Source organism: Haliscomenobacter sp. (assembly GCF_965225875.1).
Classification (GTDB): domain Bacteria; phylum Bacteroidota; class Bacteroidia; order Chitinophagales; family Saprospiraceae; genus Haliscomenobacter.
The window spans coordinates 1,844,904-1,866,136 of the sequence record NZ_CBDDBS010000003.1; the positions used below are offsets into that span (position 1 = coordinate 1,844,904).

The window sequence follows — 21,233 nt, forward strand, 5'->3', positions numbered from 1 at the left end:
CGGATGCCACGGATGCCACGGATAAAAACGGATTCTTTTCCGCCTGCGGCGGGAAAAGACGAACCGAAGGTGAGTCAAAATCCGCTCTAATCCGTGGCATCCGTGGCATCCGTGTTGCTATTCTGCCGCTTTTAGCAAAGAGGCGAAGCCTCAAACAGCGCGAAGCCCATTAACGTCCTCGTGTTTAAATTAAAGTAGCAAAGCTGCAAAAATGCTGGATATTACTTTCCACTGCTCATTACTACAGGCAAAAGAAAATCCGCGTAAATCCGCATAATCCGTGTCATCTGCGTTGCTATTGTGCCGCTTTTGAATTCGCAGACCAAAACTCCCACCTTGCGCTTACGACCAGCGGCGCTAGCCGCAAAACGTCGATAGCATTTGAGCCACAGGGAAATGCTTGAGGTGCGTAGCACAGGAACAATGGCAAAATGTTTCGGTGCTACGCACCTTTGAAATCGCCCTTCGTTCCCTTGGCTATTGACGTTTCGCGGCTAATGCCGCTGGTCGGTTCAGTCTAAAGAATTACGTTCCGTTGTATTTTGTATTCTATTCTTGCGCAATCTTTTGCAAGTTTTTCCCTTCTTTAAATGGGTTTCCTCACCGCATCCCCACAACATTCACCAACTCCCCAATTCCCTCAATGCTTATACAAACCTCATCGCCTACCGCCAGCGTAAACTCATTCGGCGGCACAATCCCCGTGCCCGTCATCAGGAACACCCCATGTGGGAAGGAAGTCTCCCTGAAAAGCCAGGAAGCCAATTCCGGCAATTGGCGCTTCATGCGGTTGATTTGGATGCTGTTTTCAAAAACCACCTGGCCAGCGCGCTTGATCTGAATGGAAATCACCGTTTCAGGGGAGATGGGCTCTTCCAACACCAAAACACCAGGGCCGAGGGCCGCGGAAGCGTCATAACTTTTCGCCTGGGGCAAGTACAAGGGGTTTTCGCCCTCAATGTCGCGTGAGCTCATGTCGTTGCCGATGGTGTAGCCGATGATTTTACCGGAGGAAGCCATACAAAGCGTCAGTTCTGGCTCAGGGACGTTCCATTTCGAGTCGCGGCGAATCAAGACCACAGCACCGGGGCCAACCGTACGGGCGGCAGTAGCTTTGAAGAACAACTCTGGCCGTTCGGCGTCGTAAACTTTGGCGTAAAAATCGCCGCCGCCGGCATCTTTGGACTCTTCCATGCGAGCTTCGCGGCTGCGGAGGTAGGTTACGCCGGAGGCCCATACTTCCTGGCTAACAATCGGTGCCAGGGTTTCCTTGCTCAATAAGGTTGCTAAATCGCCGTTAGGGCTCAAGGACTGGATTTCAGCCTTTAAAGCCTGGAACAAGTCGTCGCGGTTGAGGAAGCTGTCCCAATTGGTGGAAGCAGACAAAAAATACTGGCCGTCAGACTCAATGACGTTGCCTTGGGTAGTGCGGAAAATTCTCATGTTTTTGTTTGTGTTATAGTTTCCAGCCTGCGGCTGGTTCTTTTTAGCCACAAAGACACAAAGGCACGAAGTCGCTAAGGGCGAAAAGCACAAACAGTTTGTTTTGTGCCTTGGTGCCTTCGTGGCTAAAAAAATCACCGCAGGTGATAAAAATAAAAACTCAAATGCTCTGCTGCTCAATCAGCGCTTTGATCAGTGGGCGGTACTTCTCCCCTACGGGCAACAATTTTCCATCCACTTCCAGCTCATTGCTGTACAAAGCTTTGATTTTGTTTAGCCCCACAATGTAGGATTTATGTATGCGCAAAAAAAGCCTGTTGGGCAATTTTTCTTCCAGGTAGCTCATTTTTTGGTACACCACGGTGGTTCCTTTGGTCCCCACAATTTTGACATAATTGCTCAGGCCTTCGATGTAGAGGATTTCATCCAAAAATACTTGGACCCATTTGTTGCCCGATTTGAAATACAAAAAGGCGGGTGTAGCTTCTGTAGCCAGAGCAATCTTGGGCGCAAAGGCATTGAGTTCAAAAAGTTTGTGCAAAGCCGCCTGAAAACGTTCAAAAGAAATGGGTTTGAGCAGGTAATCCACGGCATTGAGGTCATAGCCTTCCAGGGCGTATTCCCGGTAGGCCGTGGTGATGATCACTTTGGGCGGTGAAGCCAGGGAGCGCAACAGGGATAAACCATTTAAACCCGGCATCTCGATGTCGAGGAACAAGAGATCTACTGGGTTTTCACGCAAATAGGTCTGCGCCAGCACCGGATTGTCAAAACTGGCCAGCAGTTCAAAACCACCCAGTTCGGCCAGGTATTTGTCCAAAATCTGCCGCGCGATGGCTTCGTCTTCAACGATTACACAGCGAATTTTTTTCATTGATTGAGTTCCAATACAACCATAAAAACATCCTCTTCTTCCAGTATCTCCAGGCGGTGCTGGTCGGGGTACAAGAGTTCCAGGCGGCGACGCACGTTTTCCAGCCCCAGTCCGGGCGACTGATTGGGCTTGGTCGAAGTACCTATGCTGTTTTCCACCACCCATTTCAATTGTTTGGGCTCTGCCTGCAAACTGAGGTTCAACCAGGCCTGCCCCGTTTCGGGCGACACCCCATGTTTAAACGCGTTTTCCACAAAGGGCAACAAGAGCAACCCCGGGATCCTCCACTCCGTCAGAGAACCACTTTTGTTGATGGCAATCTGCACCCGTTCGCCGTAGCGCAATTTTTCCAGGGCGATGTAGTCTTCGATGATCTCCATTTCGCGTTGCAAGGGTACATCTTTGGCCTTGGCTTCGTAAAGCACAAAGTTCATCAATTCGGACAAACGTAAAATGCTGGCCGGAGTGTGCTCCGATTGTTCCAGCGCCAGCCCATACAAGGAATTTAAGGTATTGAAGAAAAAATGGGGATGAATCTGGGCTTTGAGCAGTTGTAATTCCGTGGCGATGTGTTGCTTCTCCACTTCTTGCCTGCGCGTCAATTCCTGATAATAGTGGCGCAAAACCTCCAAAGCCCCCGTAACACCCACTACCGCGATGCAGGTAAAGATGTATTGCAAACTCCGGGTAGTCGAGATGAATTGCGGCACCTGATTGTCATACATGAATCTGGGCACAGGCAGAAAGAGCAGCAAAAAACTTTGGATAAAATTGGCAAACAGAAGCACCAAAGCCAGCCCAATGAAGTATTGTCCAAAGCGCTGACGGAACAAATAGGTTTCCAGCAAGATCCACAAGTGTAAATAAACCGCCAGCAGTTTACCGGGTAATTCCAAAAATTGCACCCACATGGAAATCAAAAAGGTATCCGGAAAGACGGTACGCTCTACAATCTCCTCACCCGTTTCACGAACCACCTTGATGGTTTCAAATTCATAAAAATTCATGTACACCAGGGACTGCACCAGGATGTAGAGCAGCCAAAAAGCCAGATGTAGCAGCCAATAATTCGATTGCTTTGTATTCACCGATTTGATTTTGATTTTTCTTGCCACAAAATTGGCCCTTTTTTCCTACTTCCCTTTCCCGTTCACATAAAAGCCAGGGCATTTCACATAAAGCTCCAGAAAAACAGCCATAAAGCCCCCAATTTTGAATCGAAATCAAAAAATACATGACAAAATCAAACTTTATGAAACTTCATTTTTTAGCCCTACTCCTCCTGTTTTGTTTCCATTTGAGTGGGCAAAATCCGGCTTTCGACAAAATTGACCGCTTTTTAAGTGAATTGAACCAAAAACACAACTTCAGCGGCAGTGTGCTGGTGTCCTGGAAAGGTCAGGTGTTCAAAAAAGGGTACGGACTGAGTGACCGTGAGGCCAAAACCGCCTTCACGCCCCAAACCATCTCTTGCATTGGCTCCGTTACCAAACAATTCACCGGAGCTGCTATTTTGAAACTGGAAATGATGGGCAAACTCAAAGTAGAAGACCCCATCAGCAAGTATTTCCCCAATGTTCCTGCCGACAAACAAGGCATTACCCTGCACCACCTGCTCACCCATAGCGCTGGTTTTCCAGGTGCGATTGGCGACGATTATGCCAGTATCACCACGGAGGAGTTTGTCAAAATGGCCATGGACCAACCCCTTTTGTTCAGCCCTGGCAAGGCGTATGAGTACTCCAATGTGGGCTACAGTCTGCTGGGCATTATTCTGGAGCAAGTGAGCAAGGAACCCTATGAAGCTTTCCTCAACAAGTACCTCTTCAAACCAGCAGGAATGACCCAAACGGGTTACGTTTTGCCCGGCTTTAAATCAGCCAATGTGGCCACTGGCTACCGAGGCGAGCGCAATTGGGGCAAGATCAATGAAAAAAACTGGGCCAAAGATGGGCCATACTGGCACCTCCGCGCCAACGGGGGTATCCTGAGCACTGTGGAAGAATTGTACAAATGGCACCAGGCCCTGCTGGGTGAAAAAATCCTGAGTAAAGAAGCGAAGGCCAAGTATTATGGCCGCCACATTGAAGAAGGTGAAGGTGCGGGCAGCTATTACGGCTATGGTTGGGCGATTTTTCCCACGCCACGCCAAACGACCCTGATTGCGCACAATGGTGGCAATGGCATCTACTTCTGCGATTTCCTGCGTTACGTGGACGAAGACCTGACCGTTATCCTGATGACCAATGCAACCAAACGCGAATACCATCAACTAGCGACCCAATGTGCACGGACCTGTATTTTGCCCGATTTTGTACCCGAACTCAAGATCAATGATCCATCCAAAGCTATTCCCGTGGATCAATCGCAGTACGATGGTTTGATCAAAAACTTTATACAGACCATTAGCTCTGGTGATGAGAAAGAAATCAGAGCCATGATCGATAGCCTTTTTGTGCCCCGCTTCAAGGAAGATTTCCCAATGGAGCAACACTTAAAAGTCCTAACCCAACTGGGTGGCGAAGTCAAAAACCTGGAACTGGCGACCATCAATGTCCATGACCGGGGTTTTATGATCAATTTTACGGGTTCACCCCTAACGATTGAGATGGAACTGGATGGAGGGAAAATTGCCGGGATTATGGTTAATTGAACTATTGAAGGGTTAACCACTCCTTACACTTCGGCTTCGCTCAGTGACCGGAGTGGTTAACCCTTCAATAGTTCAATTAAAATGGCATTCCCAAACCCAAATTCAAATTCATACGTTTGAACCACTGACTAGGTGGATTCCAAAAACGCTCACCTTCATAGCGGTAAGGGTAGCGAATCTTCATACCCAAATCAAGCCGCAGGATAAAATAGCGGATGTCCAAACGCAATCCAAACCCGGTACCAATCGCGATTTGTTTGTAGAAGGGGTCATACTGTCCTAGGCTGATGTTGTCTGAAGTGAGTTTAGGATCCTGAAAAAAGAAGGGCGCTCCCGGGCGCAGCGAATCACGCTGAAAGCTCCAAACGTTGCCAGCATCAATGAAAAATGCTCCGTTTAACAACCAATAAATGTTGAATCGGTATTCGGCGTTTGCTTCCAGCCACAAGTCTCCGGTGTTAATCAAATTGAGGTTGTTTGCTACCTTATTGCTTTTGAGCGTAGTATCAATGTAGCCTCCCGGGCCAAGCCCCCGGGCAGGCCAGGCTCTAATGCTATTGGGGCCACCCACGCTGAATTGTTTGATAAAAGGGACAACTTCACTATAGCCAAATGGGCGTACAATGCCAAAACCCAGGCGTGAGGCAAAAGATGTTTTGGGTGAAAATTGGCGATTGAAACGCAAAGAGCTTTCAAATAGGCCATATTGAGCAAATTTGACCCCATCAATCTCAAAAACATCTTCGCGGCCAAAAATCCGGTTATTGAGCCAATTTATGGCCAAAACCTCACTTCCAGCGGTTTCAAAACTCATTCCAACCTGAATACTTCTGCCTTTGCTGTTTGTTTTTCCAATGTAATCGTAGGTGATTCCCCGAAACAATACGCTTACCAAAAATCGGGGGTCAAAGCTGCGGAGGAACAATTGGTTGTTAAAGGCACTCAAAAATTTATCGGTCAGTTTCGATTTGAAATACTCGGCAGCAAAGTTGGTAATGGAGTAGGATTTTTGTTTGCCCAACTTAACATCAAAGCCATAATTCATATTAAAAATGCTGATGTCGTAAAAGGTGATGAACTTTGTAAAACTGTACCCAAGTGAAAACTTGCTGGAAGCATTCTCTTTAAATAGATTGTACAATCCGCCTCCAGGTTTTTGCTTATTGTGGTTGTAAGTTAGATTGTCTGCCAATTTCCAAATCCCAAAGTAATCCTTAAACTTGGGCAGGTATAAGTCGTTTTGAAACCCGACATCAAGGGTATTGATAAAGCGTTTTTTCGAAAACAAACTGTTGACCTCTACCCCGGTTCGAAAACTGGTCACCAATGTTTCGCCACCATTGAAGATATTCCGGTTGCGAATGGATGGCCGGAGGGAAAAGCCCACCAGGTTAAAAGTCTGGCCTTGAGTAGCCCGGTTCGTAAAACTCACTTCAAAGTCAACACCCATTTCCAATTTTGGGTTGGGCGTCAAAAAAATCCAGATGTCCAACAAACTGGGGTCTTCTGCATTTGGGAGCTGTTTGATGCGCACAAACTTGAATACCCCACTTGCTGCCAATTCACGCTGGGTCGCTTCCAGATCGGTCTGACGAAAAGGCATGCCAACCCGGGCTTTGACGGCATCCACCAAAAAGGTACTTCTGAAATACAAACTGCTATCCGGTTCATTTCTGAAAATAAGCCCCTGAATAAGTGAGTCTTTCATGGGGTGGTAGGGCGATTCCTGTTCTGGGGAGTAGTAAGGGAAAACCACTATTTTTCCTACTTTAAAGGATTGGTGCACACTGTCTTCCAGGGGCGGAAGTACTTCCAGGTTGACCAAAGCACGATTCTTCCTGAGACTGGTGTCGGCAGTCAATTGGGCAACATAGTTGGACAAAAAATTGGCGTAACCCTGGTTGCGCATGTAGAGGGCAATCCGTTCTTTTTCCTGATCGTATAGGCGGCTATCCAGGGGTTCCCCACTTCTGAGCAGGCTTTCCCCTTTGAGGACTTGCAACATGGAATCCACCTTCCGGTCGGAGGAATGATAAATGAGGGTATCGATGTAGGTGCGTTTTTTAGGGTAAACGTGGTAAGTTACCCAGGCCTTTTTTTTGCGCAGCACCTCTTCATAAATGGCTTCTGAATTAAAATAGCCCTTGTTTTTAAGGTAATCCTCAATGGCGATTTCGGTTTCGTTGCACAATTTTTCGTCAAAAATGGCCGGCACCTCACTCAATACCCGCCGTTGCCAACGGTCAAATCCCGAGGTATCGCCGGGTTCATTCGTTTTGAACCAAAACCATTCCCGGGGAAACACAAAGAACAAGTTGCTGTTGGGCTTCTGTTTGTACAAGGTTTCCATCTCGTAGGTGAGGGTACCTTTGTTGGCCATTTTTTCTTCGTCATGGATCAGTAACTGGTTTTTTTTCAGCAAAAATTGATCAACATCCAAAAACTTTGTAGTATTACAGCTACTCAGCAACAGGCCCAGGGCCAAACTCATCCACAGTGGGTTGTACATTGATTTCGACATGGTTTCTACAGGATCACTATGCTTTCAAAAAACAAAATTAAATATATTACGGCACTGCAAAAGAAGAAGTTTCGCAGCGAACTGCAATGCTTTTTGGCCGAAGGTGATAAAATAGTGCGTGAATTAGTGGCTTTCCCTCAGTGGGAGCTGGAGTGTATTCTGGCGGTTCCGGAATGGTTGGAAAGCCATGAACGTTTGTTTGCCGGGCGAAAAATAGAAATCATTTCCATCACTACCGCCGAGCTGGAAAAAATCTCTACCCTTCAAACGCCCAATCAGGTGTTGGCTATTGTCAAAATGCCCCCCGAATTTGACTGGATAAACCATTTTTCTACTGATTTGGCCTTGTACCTGGATGGCATTCAGGATCCGGGCAACCTGGGCACCATTTTGCGCATCGCCGATTGGTTCGGGATTCTGCAGGTGTTTTTGTCGCCGGATTGTGTGGAGCTCTACAATCCGAAGGTGATCCAGGCCACGATGGGGTCATTTTTGCGGATCAAAACGGCGGTGGTGGAGCTGCCCGCGCTCAAAGCGGGAATTCCCGGTTTGACGACTTACGGAGCGCTGCTGAGTGGAGAAAATGTGTTTTCGGTACAGGTACAACATCCGGCTTTGCTCATCATCGGCAATGAGGGCAAGGGGATTCGGGAGGAGTATATTCCGCTGATTGATCGGGCGATTTCGATACCGAGGCATGCGAATGGTGGGGCGGAGTCGTTGAATGCGGGAGTGGCGACGGGGATTATTTGTGGGGTGATGCGGAATGGGGGCGGGTGAAGTTATTTTGTTGGGAGGGTTGGATAGGTGATGAAAATGGGTTATGTTTGGGGGAGCTAGCTGGAATAAAATTATATAAGCTTAACTGAAACTAATGACTATGTGAAAGAGGTACCGTAGTTCTATTCTTAGTCTTCTATTGAGACAGATGCTCCCTGTCTGCAAGTCCAAGAAAAAATAAACAATGCCAGGAATAAGTTTATCTGATTTCTTCAAAGAAAAACGTAGCGCTTCAGAAATCAAATCTGAAATACTTAACGAGTATTTTAAGGCCTGGGCAGCTATACTACTCAAAGGTCAAAGTTATAAACAGATCAAGAAAATACTCTATGTCGATTTGTTTTCTGGGCCAGGATTGTACGAAAATGGGAGTCCATCAACGCCAATAAAAATTTTAAATAGTATCTATTCAAGTAAAGGTACTTTCATTGATTACGATGATCATGTCCAAACATTTTTCAATGACAAAGACTCAAAGGTAATTAACCAATTAAAGGAAAATATCTCAAATCTCGATTTTTACGAAAAGCTTAAGTATAAGCCGATAATTTTGAATGATTCAGCCAATTTTGAAATGCTCAGAAAAGCATTTCAGGAAAATACACCAGCTTTAACTTTCATTGACCCTCTTGGATATGGTTTTACACAAAAAATGCTCATGTTCGCCATAAAGAACTGGGGGTCTGACTTGTTTATGCTATTCAATTTCAATAGGATTCGAGCAGCTGTAAAAAATAGCAAGGTAGAACAAAATATGATTGAAATATTTGGAGATTACTTACCGAAAATTCATGAATACTATGATAAAGAATCTTCACCTCAAAAAAGAGAATTGTTTATAATTGAAACATTTCAAAGTATTTTTGAAGATAAAGGGTTTTTGACATTAAAATTCAAGGTCAATTTTCCCGATAGGGATCAAACCAGCCATTATCTGTTTTTCATCTCAAAAGTCAAATTAGCAATAACCAGAGCAAAAGAGATTATGTCAAAGTATAGTGAGTACCAGGAAGATGGAATACCTCATTTTGGAGCAAATTTAAATACACTACCTGTTTTAAACCCAGATTTCAATATATACTCAATAAATAAATTAGCAAATTCGATTCTTCAAAACAAGCAAGAATATGAAGGCAATACAATTGAAGATATATATCTTGCTCATAACCATAAAACCAATTATATAAAACCAAATTACAAAGATGCAATCAAAAAACTAATGGCAGATAACCTTGTTTTATTGATTGATAAAATGGGAAAGGAAACAAATAGAATTACCTATACCGCAAAAGTTAAATTTAAATAAAATGGCTCAATCTTCAATAGAATGGACAGAAATGACTTGGAATCCAACCACAGGTTGCGACAAGATTTCTGCAGGTTGCAAGTTCTGCTATGCAGAAGTAATGTCCAAGCGTTTACAAGCCATGGGAGTTGAAAAGTACAAGAACAATTTTGAAATAACCATTCACGAAAACGAATTAGGAACTCCTTATACTTGGAAAAAGTCAAAGGTTGTTTTTGTAAATTCTATGAGTGACTTGTTTCACAAGGATGTTCCGATTGAATTCATTAGAAAAGTATTTAAAGTAATGAAAGACAACCCCCAACACGTTTTTCAAGTTCTGACAAAGCGGGCAGATATTTTAAAATACTATGACAGCAAAGGTTGGTTAGAATGGACGCATAATATCTGGATGGGTGTTTCAATAGAAAACAATAAAGTAGCTAATAGAATTGACCTATTGCGAGAAACCGGAGCAAGAGTAAAATTTCTTTCTTGCGAACCATTAATTGGCCCAATTCCAAACATGAATTTGCAAAATATTGATTGGGTTATTGTAGGTGGTGAGAGTGGAAGAAAACCAAGGCCAATGAAAGAAGAATGGGTTAGAGATATAAAAAATCAATGCTCAAATTCAAATGTCGCTTTTTTCTTCAAACAATGGGGGGGAACAAACAAGAAAAAAACAGGCCGACTCTTAGAAGGAAAAACATGGGATGAAATGCCAGAAATTGAATTACTAAACAACATATAAGCACTTGTTGGAAAACAAATTAAAGTTCAAACATTTGCCCTTAACGATCTTACGCTGTATGCGAAAATTACGGTCTTTAACAAAAAATAAAACCTAAAAAATGCAAACCGAAAAGAGGGGAACAAAAATATTTGAAGGTGATGTCACTCCTGAAGAAGTGCTTGCTGAAATTGAACGAGATGTTTCGAAGAGGGAGCCTAATATAGGAGCAATTCAAAGCATTTATTCAGGCAAATAGCCTCACTCCGAAACAACCTCCCTTTTCACATTCTTCCGCCCTTCCAACAGCCCCAGCACGGACAAATCCTCATCCAAATCATCCCAGGAAATCCCCTGCCCTCCGGCAATCAAGCGCCAGTTGTTCAATTGCTCTGGCGTAGCTTCGGCAAGCCGCCAGTACCAATCATAAGGAATGCCCAACTCTCGGCCATCTTCCAGCATGACATAAAAGCGCTCTACAGCAATGCGCACTTGGGTTGCTTTGATGGTTTTGTATTCAGCTAAAGAACTCATACCACTTTTTTTTGAAGTTATCCTGCTCTTCCCCTACGATCTCTTCTGCCTGCTTTTCTTCTTTTTTACTGAAGTTGTGCATGTAATCTTTTTTAACGGGGTCAATCCAATACTTACCATAACCATCTCCTTTTTCGACATGAACATGAGGTGGTTCGGTGTTTTCGTTGCTGTAGAAAAAGAAGCGAAAGCCAAGTTTACGGAATATTGTTGGCATACAGAGTATGTTTAGTTAAGCATTCACACTTACCATGCAACGTTTCTAAACTGCTCTGTTTTGATTTGCAAAGTAAGGGTTCTTACGGACAAAAGCAACATTCGCTGGATTCAGTCTTCTGTTCGTTGAGGTGGCTGGTTTAGCACAGCCATAAGCCGATCTCGTCTTAAAAAACATAGAACAACCAGCCTTCCCACCCCCACCTTCCAACTTTTACCTATCAGTTACATTATTTTACATTTTTCCGAGCCGTTTCCGAGCCCAAAGGCGCTACGTTTGCCCAAAATCAATAACAACTTACAATCCTAAATTTTTATGCAGGCAATCCATGTCATCTCAAAAGTGTTTACCCTGATTTGTTGCTGTTGGCTGTCGTCGTGCGGCCTCAACAACACACACAACACGCTAGGCAAAAACCCGGCGAGCGCCAGTCCCAATGCGCCAAAACAATCCATCGTCCAAAAAATAAAGGAGTATGGGCATTTACCAGTTGCTGAACGGATTGCGTATTATCATCAACTGAAAAAAGAAAACCATAGTGCCTATAATTTTGAAAACGAGGACGAGCTCACGATGTACGGATATTCCTTGTTTTGGGACAACAAGGTTGCGGAAGCCCTGGAAATATTCAAGTTGATCGCGCAAGAATTTCCCAATTCTGCGAATGCTTACGACAGTTTGGGCGAAGCCTATCTGAAAAATGGGGACATGGCGCTTTCCTTGGCCAATTATGAAAAAGCATTGGCCATGAATCCCGACAATTTCAATGCCGAGGACCAAATAGAGCGCATCAAACACCCCGAAAAACCAGTCGAACAACTCAGCGACCAGTTTTTAAAGGTTTTTACCAGCAAAGAATACCGCGACGATTTGGATCAATTGGCGCAAACCTTACTGAAAGTCCACCCAAACGCGACCAAATTCATTTCCGAAAAAGACCTTTGGAAGCTGGTGGAGCAAAAAAAATCGCTGATTACCGAGCGTACCACTTTCCCGGAATTCGTCTGGCATTGCAATGAAATCATTGCCAGTCTCCATTGTGCGCACACCGAAATGGGCCGGTTTTTTGTTGAAAATGAACTATTGCCGCCCCATTTAAAGTTTCCGCTATTGACCCGCCTGGTGGATGAAAAATTATACGTCATTGACCCCTTGAGCAATACTGGCCAAGTGAATACAAAAGACGAAATAATAAGCATCAATGGCGTGGCGGTTTCCCAATTGATTGCCGCTATTTATCCGCACATCACTGCGCAGGGTTTTATTCAAACTACCAAACGGCACGTTTTTAACATAAATGCTACGGTTATGATTCCGTATGCACTTGGCTTTCCGGAAACCTACTCAATCGAGTTGAGAGGCAAGGAAAGGCCGGTTGTTTTGAACAAGCAAGAAGGCAAAATCAACCCACGAAGAAATCCCATTTATCGTTGCACGGATGGCCTTTGTCTGGAGTTTTTGGGCGACCATAAAACGGCAGTCATGAGCATTACTACCTTCAATTATTATCCTTTCAACGACCTCGATGTTTTTACAGCCTTTATCGATAAAAGCATGGCCGAAATGAGCCAAAAAGGCATCAAAAACCTGATTATTGATGTTCGTTGGAACGGCGGTGGTTCTCAATACGCCAGCATCCATTTGTTGCGGTATTTGGCCAAAAAACCATTCGTGTATTATTCCAGAGCAGAGTTTGAAGGAAAAACTGAAAAAGTACTAGGTGAAGAAGCGGTTGCGCCCTTTAAAAACAGGTTCAAGGGGAAACTCTTTTTTATGATGGATGGCCTTGGCAATTCCACAACAGGGCACTTTATGTCCTTGGTAAAAATGTTGAATCTGGGCACTATCGTCGGCGAGGAATTGGGCTCCAATCAATTTTGTTCGGCGGGCCAAAAAGTTTGCAGGCTCAAACACACCAAACTGGTATTCAATGTTGCCAATAATACCCACGAATCAACTGCCACGATGCTGCCGGACGAAAAGGGCATTTTACCCGATTACCAGGTGAGCCAAAATATTGATGATTATTTGAAAGGAATAGATACGGTTAAAGAATTCACCATCGGCCTAGCCAAAAAACAGCCATGAATAATGTAAACCCAAATAATTTACATATCCGTTACAAGCTTTTACAATTAAAAAGCGACAGGGCAATCACCCTCCGATACCTTTGTAACATCATTTCATCAAACCAATGATTACCATGAAAATCCATAACCTTGCTTTTTTGCTCCTTTTCCAATTCCCCTTTATCGGTGATGTGGCATTTGGTCAGCAACAATCAGATAGCACCAGGACAGAAGTTGTAACATTTAGTCAGCAAAATTCAGATAGCACCAGAGCGGAAATTGCAAACACTGTTTTAAAATCCACTGATGGCGGACAAAGCTGGCAAGACATTAGCAAAGGACTACCCGGAAATGTGCAGGGAGAGGGTTTCTTTGCCAATGACAAGGGCTTCTATTTGTGTGCTGGCAATGAAATATTCCATAGCACCGCAAATTCCAGCACTGCTTCCTGGAAAAAAGAGGTTTTTCCTGCCGCGCACAGCAGCATTACCCCCGGTAAAAACGGGATATTTGCCTATACCTACGCTGGCGAGTTTTTACAAAAACCAAACGAAACGAGTACCTGGTCGCCTGTCTTCACCAATTTTCCAGAGAAAGAGGTACGCACCGTTTATGAAACTGCGGGAGGCACCGTTTTCATCGGTTGTGACAAGGGCCTTTTTAAATCCGCTAACCATGGAAAAACCTGGAAATTGGTCCACGACGGAGGCTGGGCAATGAAAATGGTAGAGTCAAACGGTGTGCTCTTGGCAACCAGCCAGGTGGGGATAATTCGATCAAGCGATGGTGGCGAAAACTGGGATGCTGTGATCAGTGAGGGCGGCGTGGGTATCGCCATAGAGCTCATCAAAGGTGGAGTCGCGGCCATCACTTACAATACCACGTCGGAAACCAGAAGAGTGCGTACATCTTACGACGGCGGTAAAACCTGGCAGGCCATCGATGCGGGCCTCCCACCAAGCCTCTCCATTGCCTCGATTGTTCAGGTTGGTGAATCCTTCTTTTGTGGGCATCCAAGCGGCATTTACAAATCATCAGATCAGGGAAAAACCTGGCAACTGATGCTGCCTTCTATGGGCAATAAGGTCTTCAATTTATCGGTTTCCGGCAATGTGATTTATGCCATCCCCAGAAATGGAGGATGTTGAAAAATTCAGGTCAATGTAGAGACGCACGGTCGTGCGTCTCTACCGTGTCAGATTCTACTTCCAAATCTAGAACTGATCGACCCACCCGATCATTCCAACTTAAATCGCCAGATATCCCTCACAATCCCATTCACATCATCAAAGCCAAGCCCCCAGTAACCGACATCAGCAATGCTAAAATTTATGCCAATTCCCCGGAGTTGAGGCTGGTCAGCGACTGCCCGCCAGCGATCTTTTAATCGATCGTATTCCCACCAATCGTAGATGTAATACCGTGGGTCGGAACCCAGGCCTTTGATTCCACCGCCAGCATAAATTTTATCTTTGATTGCAAAAATGCCCGCACCATATCGTGTAGTTCCCGGGCAATCCGCCAGTTGTTTCCATTTGTCCAGGGTGGGATCATATTCCCACCATTGTCGCCCTAGACTGAGCCCTGGACCCGCCAAACCAAGGTAAGCTTTAGCGCCCAAACCTATCCCGGCAGCAAAGGAGCAGGGGCCGCCGGGAAAATCGGCTTTTTTCGTCCAGGTTCTGGAAAGCGCATCGTACTCCCACCAATCACTCAATTGTTTTTGTACAGTCGGCCCCGCCAGATCGGTCCAGCCAGTGCCCAGGTAGGCTTTGTTGCCCAAGGTGAGGGCGCTGGCACTGTACCTCCCCAGCCCAGGAAAATCCGGCAACTGCGTCCAGGTGTTTTGTGTGGGGTCGTATTCCCAAAAGTCTTTCAGAATGCCCAGGGAGTCGCGCCCAGTAAGCACGTATCCTTTCCCCAGCAAAGAGAAGGCAATGGCTTCCGACCGCCTATGAGGCAAGTCCGCTATTTTTGTCCATTGGTTGGTAGAAGGCTGGTAGGCATAAAAATCCTTTGCCCATGGCTGGCCCGTTCCAACATAGGCGACATCGTTTATCACAAAGGCGACACTTAGAAAGGGGGAAGCACCAGGAAAATCCGTTGCTTTTTCCCATACGCCAAGGGGCAGTTGTACCTCCTTTTCTTTTTTGGAGCAACTGAACAAGGCAGTTAAGCCAAATAACAAACAAGAGATCCAGCGAGCCATAGGCAAAGGATTAAAAAGGGTCTATTTCAAGGCCTTCAAATATGCCACACTCTTCGGTACATTGATCATTTCATAATTGCTTTCATCCTCGATGAAACAATGCTTCACACCACCTTTTTTCGCTGCTTTCAGGATGGCCGGAAAATTGGCCTGTCCAGTCCCCAGCACCACGTCATTTTCAGCGGGGGTATGTCCCGTGTTGTCACCAGCCACACCTTTGCGCAGGTCTTTCAGGTGCATCAACTTCCAGCGGCCTTTGTACTTTTTCAACAAGGAAACCGGGTCGCCGCCGCCGTGGATGGTCCACAGTACGTCCATTTCAAAGGAGACGTATTCGGGGTTGGTGTTTTTGATGATGTAGTCCATCAGGGTGCCATCTTCGTAGGGGCGGAATTCGTAGCCGTGGTCGTGGTAGCAAAGCGTGATGCCGTTTTCTTTCAACACCTTACCCGCTTTGTTGAAGTCTTCCACCGCTTTTTTGGCCTCCACGATGGTGAAGTCATTGCCTTTGTGTGGGATCCAGGCGCACATCACGTAGGAAGCACCGAGGATTTTAGCGGTTTTGACCACTTCCATCGGGTCTTTCACCAATTGTTCGTAACCCGCGCCAGTGGAAGGGATTTTGATGCCCCGGTCATCGCAGGCTTTACGGAAATCTTCTGGGCTCATGCCCCTGGGAGCGCCTCCCTCAATTTCGGTGAAACCGAACATTTTTATCGTATCCAGCGCCTTCATGGCATGGAGCGGAAAGCTGCGGCGGAAGGTGTAGGTTTGTACCCCTAATGGAAAGCCGTAGATGGATTTTTGCGCCTGGATTTCGCCGAGACACAGGATTGAGAGCAGTAAGAACAGATATTTTTGCATGATTGATTGGTTGATAAAGTTGAGGAGTTGAGGAGTTGAGAAGTTGAGGCTACCGCGAGTTACTTTGACATAGTCCTTGTCAAAATCGCTAGCGGTAGCCTCAACTTCTCAACCTCTAAACTCCTCAACCCCATTTACAGATTGCGTTTTTTAAATTCACTCACCGCGTAATTTGCAGCGCGAGCCGTAATGGCCATATAGGTCAAAGACGGGTTTTGTGTACCCGTGGAAGTCATACAAGCCCCGTCGGTTACAAAGACGTTTTTGCAGCTGTGCACCTGATTCCATTTGTTCAGGATGGAAGTTTTGGGATCAGCACCCATTCTCACGCCGCCCATTTCGTGGATGTCGGAGCCAGGGTTCGACTTGGTGTCATTGGCGTTGATGTTTTTGAAACCCGCTCTGCTGAACATTTCCTCCACCTGCTCCTGAAAGTCTTTGACCATTTTGTCGTCGTTTTCAGTCCAGGCCACGGAAGTGATCAGTTGTGGGATGCCGTATTTGTCCTTGAGTTCGGTGTGCAGGCGCAGGTGATTCGACTCGATGGGCACACATTCGCCCTGCATCCAGGCACTAACGCCCCAGTTGCCCAGTTGGGGATGGATGAGTTGGTTTTTCAGGTCTTCGCCAATCCCGTCCCGGTTGGTCACGGTGCCACGCCCGGCGCCAATTCCGATGGAGTAGCCACGCAGGAAATCGGTATCCTGCTTCAAGACATTGCGGAAGCGGGGGATGTAACCATTGCTGGGGTTTTTACCCGAGGTGGTTTTGTCCAAAAAGCCTTCCACTGAGGCATTGGCCTTACCCCGATAGTTGTGGCAAGTGAAATATTTGCCCAAAACCCCACTGTCATTGCCCAGGCCGGTAGGGAAACGCTCTGAAATGGAGTTGAGCATGATCATGTTGCTGTTTACCGCGCCAGCGTTTACAAAAATCACTTTGGCGTAGTACTCGATCATTTCTTTGGTATTGGCGTCGATGATCCGCACGCCGCTGGCCTTGCCTTTTTTCTCGTCGAAAATGATGGAATGCACCACCGAGTGCGGCCGCAAAGTCATTTTCCCGGTTTTGGCCGCCCAGGGCAAAGTGGAAGAATTGGCGCTGAAGTAACCGCCAAATGGACAACCCCGATTGCAGAGATTGCGGTGCTGGCACTTGCCCCGCCCTTGTTGCAAATGAATGGGTTGAGGGCTGGTGATGTGGGCACAACGCCCCTGTATCAACTGCCGATCGCTGTAGTTTTTCGCCAGTACGCCTTGCAGGTGTTGCTCCACACAGTTCAATTCAATGGGGGGCAAAAACTCGCCATCGGGCAGGTGCGGCAAGCCATCTTTGTTGCCCGAAATGCCCGCAAATTTTTCGACGTGGCTGTACCAGGGTGCTATGTCCGCGTAACGAATCGGCCAATCGATCGCGTACCCATCACGTGCCGGGCCTTCAAAATCGAAGTCACTCCAGCGTTGGGTTTGGCGGGCCCAAAGCAAGGATTTGCCACCCACGTGATAGCCCCGCGTCCAGGTGAAAGGTTTTTCCTGCACAAAGGGTTGCTCATCGGCTTTAATGGCCCAATGCAGGGTTTCTTCCCGCAAAAAGCTGCGGCCGTAGTTTTCCCGAAGCGCCAGTGGCACTTGGCCCCGGTGTTCAAACTCCCAGGGATGTTTGTTGGCGGTAGGGTAATCTTCGATGTGTTTGACATCGCGCCCCCGTTCGAGTACGAGGGTTTTGAGTCCTCCGTCACACAATTCTTTGGCAGCCCAGCCGCCACTGATGCCCGAACCAATGACGATGGCGTCGTAGGTGTTTTTTTTACGGGCGTTTATATTGAGATTGGCCATTTTTGTTTAGAGTTTAACTAGCTTTTAACCGGTACACATCCATAATAATGCCCTGGCACCATTTCGTACTTCAAAAAAGTGGTCTGCACGTACTCCGAAGTAGTGTAGCCCTGAATGGTAAGGTTTTTGATCAGGCTGTAAAAATCTTTTAAATCCTTGTCCTCCCCTTTTTCAATCTCCAGCAGCAGCGCCTGTTTTTGGGCCATTGGTAATGCAGCAAATCCCTGCTGGAATTTGCTTTGCGCAATACCTTCCACTCGAGTCAGACTCTTTTCCACGTTCTCAACTACCTTTTTTTCATAGCAATCGGCCAGCATGGTATTGATGAAAGCAGGCACGCCCAATGATTTAGCCCCTTTGGTTTCCGATTCCGGAATGATGGCTTCAATGATGAGCGCCAGGGTATTGCCCTCTAGCAAAGGCAGCGGCAGGGCGGCCATTGGCGGCAAAGTTTCCAGCGACCAGGCCTTGGCCCAACTGGGTAGCGCAATCAGCCCCCCGGCCAATAGCGCGATATTTTTGATGGATTTGCGTCGTTGCATGTAGTAGTATTGTAGAGTTGTTGTGATCTTAAGTTGCCTACTAAAAAATCAAATAGAACCAGCCCGACCTTTGAGGGTCGGCCGTACATCTTTATTGTTTGCACTCAAACGGGTGCGGCTATTGTTGAAACTCAATTCGAGTTGGTCTCCGCTAAAATTGAAAGTCAACAAATCGTGGTGGGGGCTTTCAATGTACCTCAAGGTTAGGATGAAGGTATTTTCGTCCTTCCAAGCCCCACTGATCGCTGTTTTTTTCAAACGAATGCCACTGGAACGGGAACTGGGTTTGACTGTCAATTCATTGCCCGGAAAAGTAGTTTCTCCAAATTTCCAGGCCCCCAGGCCAGCACTCATGCTATAGTTTTCCTTTTCACCCTGCCAATCAAGGGTACATTTGCCTTTGGAAAAAGCCAGTTTAATACTTTTTAAGCCCATTTCATTGGGCTCCAATTGAAAACTGCGTTTGGTCCAGGGTGCCGGGATATTGCTTTTTTCCAGAGGCAAAGCCAGTCCTGCGGTTTTGCTCTTCAGGTTGGTGATGGCGCTTGCATCGGAATTGCGGGCATCAAAAGCAGGCAGAATGTGTTCCCAAACCAGGTCCAGTTGCCCTTGCATGTTTGGGCTTTCACTGGTGATCACCAGCACGGCGTCCTTTTCCGGCATCACGATGGTGTATTGGCCATTGGCACCATCGCCCCGGTAGGCATTGTTGCGGCAACGCCAGAACTGGTAACAATACCCTTGGAGCCAATCGTTTTCTGCATTGGGTCTGGTCGGTTTTTCTGGGGCAGGTTGTTGGATTTTGAAGCTGGTTGCCTCTTCCACCCACTCCCGGGCGACGATCTGCTTGCCGTTCCATTGTCCTTTTTGCAAAAACAATTGCCCGAATTTGGCCAGGTCTTCGGTTTTGACCCTCAATCCCCAACCGCCCACATTGATGCCTTTGGGGCAGGTTTCCCAATCCATTCCTTCGATCTGGAGTGGGTCGAACAAGCGGGGTTTGAGGTAATCGACGATTTTTAGCCCAGTCACTTTTTGTACAATGGCGCTGCACATGTAGGTTGCACCGCTGTTGTACAAAAACTGGGTACCGGGCTTGTATTTGAAGGGGAAAGCCAGGAAAGCCTTGACCCAATCTTCCTCCTTGCGCATGGCCTGCGAGGTGTCAACTTCATGCCCCACCGACATGGTCAAAAGGTCCTTGATGGTCAACTGCTGCAATTCCGGACTGATGTTTGCAGGTAAGGATTCAGGGAAAAATTTCACCACTGGATCGCTAACCTTGAGCTTGCCTTCCATCACCGCAAAACCTACCGCAGTGGAGGCAAAACTTTTGCTCATCGAGTACATGGTATGCCGCAACTCGGGAGCGTAGGGTGCCCACCAAGCTTCGGCAATCACTTGTCCGTGGCGCAAAAGCATAAAGCTGTGAAACTCGTGTTTGCTTTGATTGATCGCCTCGATAAAATTGATGATTCGGGCGGCATCAACCCCTTGTGCTGCCGGAGTACTGCGAGGGAGGCTGCTATTGGTTTTGAGCAATAAATCTTTGGAAAAACCGACTCCCAAACCAAAATACAGGCTGCTGAGCCCGATCTGAGCCACAAATTCACGGCGCGTTGAACCCATTGTTTTGTGTTTATAGTTTATCGTTTGTGTAAAAGAGGGGTTTTCTTCGGCGCTTTATTTAGTAAAAAGCATAAATTTTGCCTGTTTATAGTTCAGCCAAATTTATGTTTTTATTTCTGGAAAAACCAATAGGGTGCTGTTGCATTTCCAAATCTGTACTAATTTAGAGAAGATAAATTACCTTCGTCGACATGTTGATTACCAATGCACACGATTATTTACTGTCTATTTGGCCAATGCTTCCCGAAGAAGTGCTGGAAGACCTCGCTGCCATTTTTCAGGAGTTCAGCGCCAAGCGCAAAACCATACTCACCGCCGAAGGGGAAGTGGAAAAATACCTCTACCTGGTGCAAGATGGGGTTCAACGGGCCTATGCCATCGGGAGTGACGGGCGTGAGGCAACACTGGTGTTCACCTACGCCCCTTCCTTTTCGGGAGTAGCCGATTCTTTTTTGTTGCAAAAACCTTCGCGGTATTGGTTTGAAACCCTCACTCCGAGTAAATTTTTGCGCGCCAATTTTCGGGATTTTGATGCTGTTTTGCTCAAACACCCGCTGTTGGAACGCTTGATCCGTTTGGCCCTAAGCCAGACTCTGGAAGGTGTACTCGTGCGCCAAATCGAGTTACAATCGTTCACCGCCGAACAGCGCTTTCGTACACTAATGACCCGGAGCCCTCACCTCTTACAGCTCGTCCCGCACAAATACATCGCCAATTACCTGGGCATGGATCCTACCAACTTCAGTAAACTTCTGGGACAAATCAAGATATAAACCAATGTGATTTTTGATTTATTTACCTTGAATACCAATAAATTGGCATATTTTCAAACACCCTAAACCCTTAACATTTTTCACCGCAGAGTTTCTCAGAGTACACACAGAGTTTCTCAGAGTTTAGGCCACCTTCGGTGGCAAAGATTACTCAGAAGTGCATTGAAAAACCACTAATGTAAAACCTTTAAATTTTACATTGTCCAACCTCTATCCACCGGAGGTGGCATAACTCTTAAAAACTAAAAAAACTCTGCGCAACTCTGCGTGTG

The 21,233-nt window shown here is 46.3% G+C and carries 19 protein-coding genes; 8 read left to right on the forward strand and 11 right to left on the reverse strand.

The genetic code is table 11. The features are described 5' to 3' along the window. Window positions 1-600: 600 nt before the first annotated feature. The 3 genes from ACO08K_RS27695 to ACO08K_RS27705 form a co-directional block, all read right to left on the reverse strand. On the reverse strand, window positions 601-1,443 hold the full coding sequence (locus ACO08K_RS27695) for a fumarylacetoacetate hydrolase family protein (protein ID WP_421799742.1): 843 nt from the start codon (window positions 1,441-1,443) through the stop codon (window positions 601-603). Between the two features lie 160 nt (window positions 1,444-1,603). Continuing rightward, a complete protein-coding gene (locus ACO08K_RS27700) occupies window positions 1,604-2,317 on the reverse strand; it encodes a LytR/AlgR family response regulator transcription factor (RefSeq protein ID WP_421799743.1) in 714 nt (237 codons plus the stop codon). After that, on the reverse strand, window positions 2,314-3,405 hold the full coding sequence (locus tag ACO08K_RS27705) for a sensor histidine kinase (RefSeq protein ID WP_421799744.1): 1,092 nt from the start codon (window positions 3,403-3,405) through the stop codon (window positions 2,314-2,316). The genes ACO08K_RS27700 and ACO08K_RS27705 overlap by 4 nt, the downstream gene beginning before the upstream one ends. 164 nt (window positions 3,406-3,569) lie before the next feature. Between ACO08K_RS27705 and ACO08K_RS27710 the strand changes: the two genes are divergently transcribed. Beyond that, entirely contained in the window at window positions 3,570-4,970 is a 1,401-nt protein-coding gene (locus ACO08K_RS27710) for a serine hydrolase domain-containing protein (RefSeq protein WP_421799745.1), read from the forward strand. Window positions 4,971-5,046: 76 nt separating this feature from the next. Here ACO08K_RS27710 and ACO08K_RS27715 read toward each other — a convergent pair whose 3' ends face one another. Continuing rightward, a complete protein-coding gene (locus tag ACO08K_RS27715; protein WP_421799746.1) occupies window positions 5,047-7,491 on the reverse strand; it encodes a BamA/TamA family outer membrane protein in 2,445 nt (814 codons plus the stop codon). Window positions 7,492-7,509: 18 nt separating this feature from the next. On the opposite strand from ACO08K_RS27715, the gene ACO08K_RS27720 reads away from it, so the two are divergent. The 4 genes from ACO08K_RS27720 to ACO08K_RS27735 all read left to right on the forward strand — a co-directional run bounded on the left by ACO08K_RS27720 (window position 7,510) and on the right by ACO08K_RS27735 (window position 10,548). Beyond that, a complete protein-coding gene (locus tag ACO08K_RS27720; protein WP_421799747.1) occupies window positions 7,510-8,271 on the forward strand; it encodes a TrmH family RNA methyltransferase in 762 nt (253 codons plus the stop codon). A gap of 184 nt (window positions 8,272-8,455) precedes the next feature. Next, on the forward strand, window positions 8,456-9,577 hold the full coding sequence (gene tcmP, locus ACO08K_RS27725) for a three-Cys-motif partner protein TcmP (RefSeq protein ID WP_421799748.1): 1,122 nt from the start codon (window positions 8,456-8,458) through the stop codon (window positions 9,575-9,577). Window position 9,578: 1 nt separating this feature from the next. Continuing rightward, on the forward strand, window positions 9,579-10,310 hold the full coding sequence (locus tag ACO08K_RS27730) for a DUF5131 family protein (RefSeq protein ID WP_421799749.1): 732 nt from the start codon (window positions 9,579-9,581) through the stop codon (window positions 10,308-10,310). Between the two features lie 100 nt (window positions 10,311-10,410). After that, window positions 10,411-10,548 (forward strand): hypothetical protein, encoded by a 138-nt coding sequence (locus ACO08K_RS27735; RefSeq protein ID WP_421799750.1) that lies wholly within the window; start codon window positions 10,411-10,413, stop codon window positions 10,546-10,548. A gap of 2 nt (window positions 10,549-10,550) precedes the next feature. Here ACO08K_RS27735 and ACO08K_RS27740 read toward each other — a convergent pair whose 3' ends face one another. Continuing rightward, entirely contained in the window at window positions 10,551-10,823 is a 273-nt protein-coding gene (locus tag ACO08K_RS27740) for a DUF2442 domain-containing protein (protein WP_421799751.1), read from the reverse strand. Continuing rightward, on the reverse strand, window positions 10,807-11,040 hold the full coding sequence (locus ACO08K_RS27745; protein ID WP_013766498.1) for a DUF4160 domain-containing protein: 234 nt from the start codon (window positions 11,038-11,040) through the stop codon (window positions 10,807-10,809). Before ACO08K_RS27745 ends, ACO08K_RS27740 begins: the two co-directional genes overlap by 17 nt. Before the next feature lie 315 nt (window positions 11,041-11,355). On the opposite strand from ACO08K_RS27745, the gene ACO08K_RS27750 reads away from it, so the two are divergent. Both ACO08K_RS27750 and ACO08K_RS27755 read left to right on the forward strand, forming a co-directional pair. Beyond that, window positions 11,356-13,128 (forward strand): S41 family peptidase, encoded by a 1,773-nt coding sequence (locus ACO08K_RS27750; RefSeq protein ID WP_421799752.1) that lies wholly within the window; start codon window positions 11,356-11,358, stop codon window positions 13,126-13,128. 115 nt (window positions 13,129-13,243) lie between these two features. Next, window positions 13,244-14,257: a WD40/YVTN/BNR-like repeat-containing protein gene (locus tag ACO08K_RS27755; protein WP_421799753.1), complete on the forward strand. Its 1,014-nt coding sequence runs from the start codon at window positions 13,244-13,246 to the stop codon at window positions 14,255-14,257. 89 nt (window positions 14,258-14,346) lie between these two features. On the opposite strand, the gene ACO08K_RS27760 is transcribed toward ACO08K_RS27755, so the two are convergent. The 5 genes from ACO08K_RS27760 to ACO08K_RS27780 form a co-directional block, all read right to left on the reverse strand. Beyond that, entirely contained in the window at window positions 14,347-15,318 is a 972-nt protein-coding gene (locus tag ACO08K_RS27760; RefSeq protein WP_421799754.1) for a Kelch repeat-containing protein, read from the reverse strand. Between the two features lie 21 nt (window positions 15,319-15,339). Continuing rightward, window positions 15,340-16,182 (reverse strand): sugar phosphate isomerase/epimerase family protein, encoded by an 843-nt coding sequence (locus ACO08K_RS27765; protein WP_421799755.1) that lies wholly within the window; start codon window positions 16,180-16,182, stop codon window positions 15,340-15,342. Window positions 16,183-16,316: 134 nt separating this feature from the next. Beyond that, window positions 16,317-18,017: a GMC oxidoreductase gene (locus ACO08K_RS27770; RefSeq protein WP_421799756.1), complete on the reverse strand. Its 1,701-nt coding sequence runs from the start codon at window positions 18,015-18,017 to the stop codon at window positions 16,317-16,319. A 17-nt stretch (window positions 18,018-18,034) separates the two neighbouring features. Continuing rightward, the gene (locus tag ACO08K_RS27775) at window positions 18,035-18,559 is read right to left on the reverse strand and encodes a gluconate 2-dehydrogenase subunit 3 family protein (RefSeq protein WP_421799757.1); all 525 of its coding nucleotides are present in this window, start codon (window positions 18,557-18,559) and stop codon (window positions 18,035-18,037) included. A gap of 48 nt (window positions 18,560-18,607) precedes the next feature. After that, the gene (locus ACO08K_RS27780) at window positions 18,608-20,188 is read right to left on the reverse strand and encodes a serine hydrolase domain-containing protein (RefSeq protein ID WP_421799758.1); all 1,581 of its coding nucleotides are present in this window, start codon (window positions 20,186-20,188) and stop codon (window positions 18,608-18,610) included. A 191-nt stretch (window positions 20,189-20,379) separates the two neighbouring features. Between ACO08K_RS27780 and ACO08K_RS27785 the strand changes: the two genes are divergently transcribed. Further along, window positions 20,380-20,961, forward strand: a complete 582-nt coding sequence (locus ACO08K_RS27785; RefSeq protein ID WP_421799759.1) for a Crp/Fnr family transcriptional regulator — start codon at window positions 20,380-20,382, stop codon at window positions 20,959-20,961. Window positions 20,962-21,233: the final 272 nt, after the last annotated feature.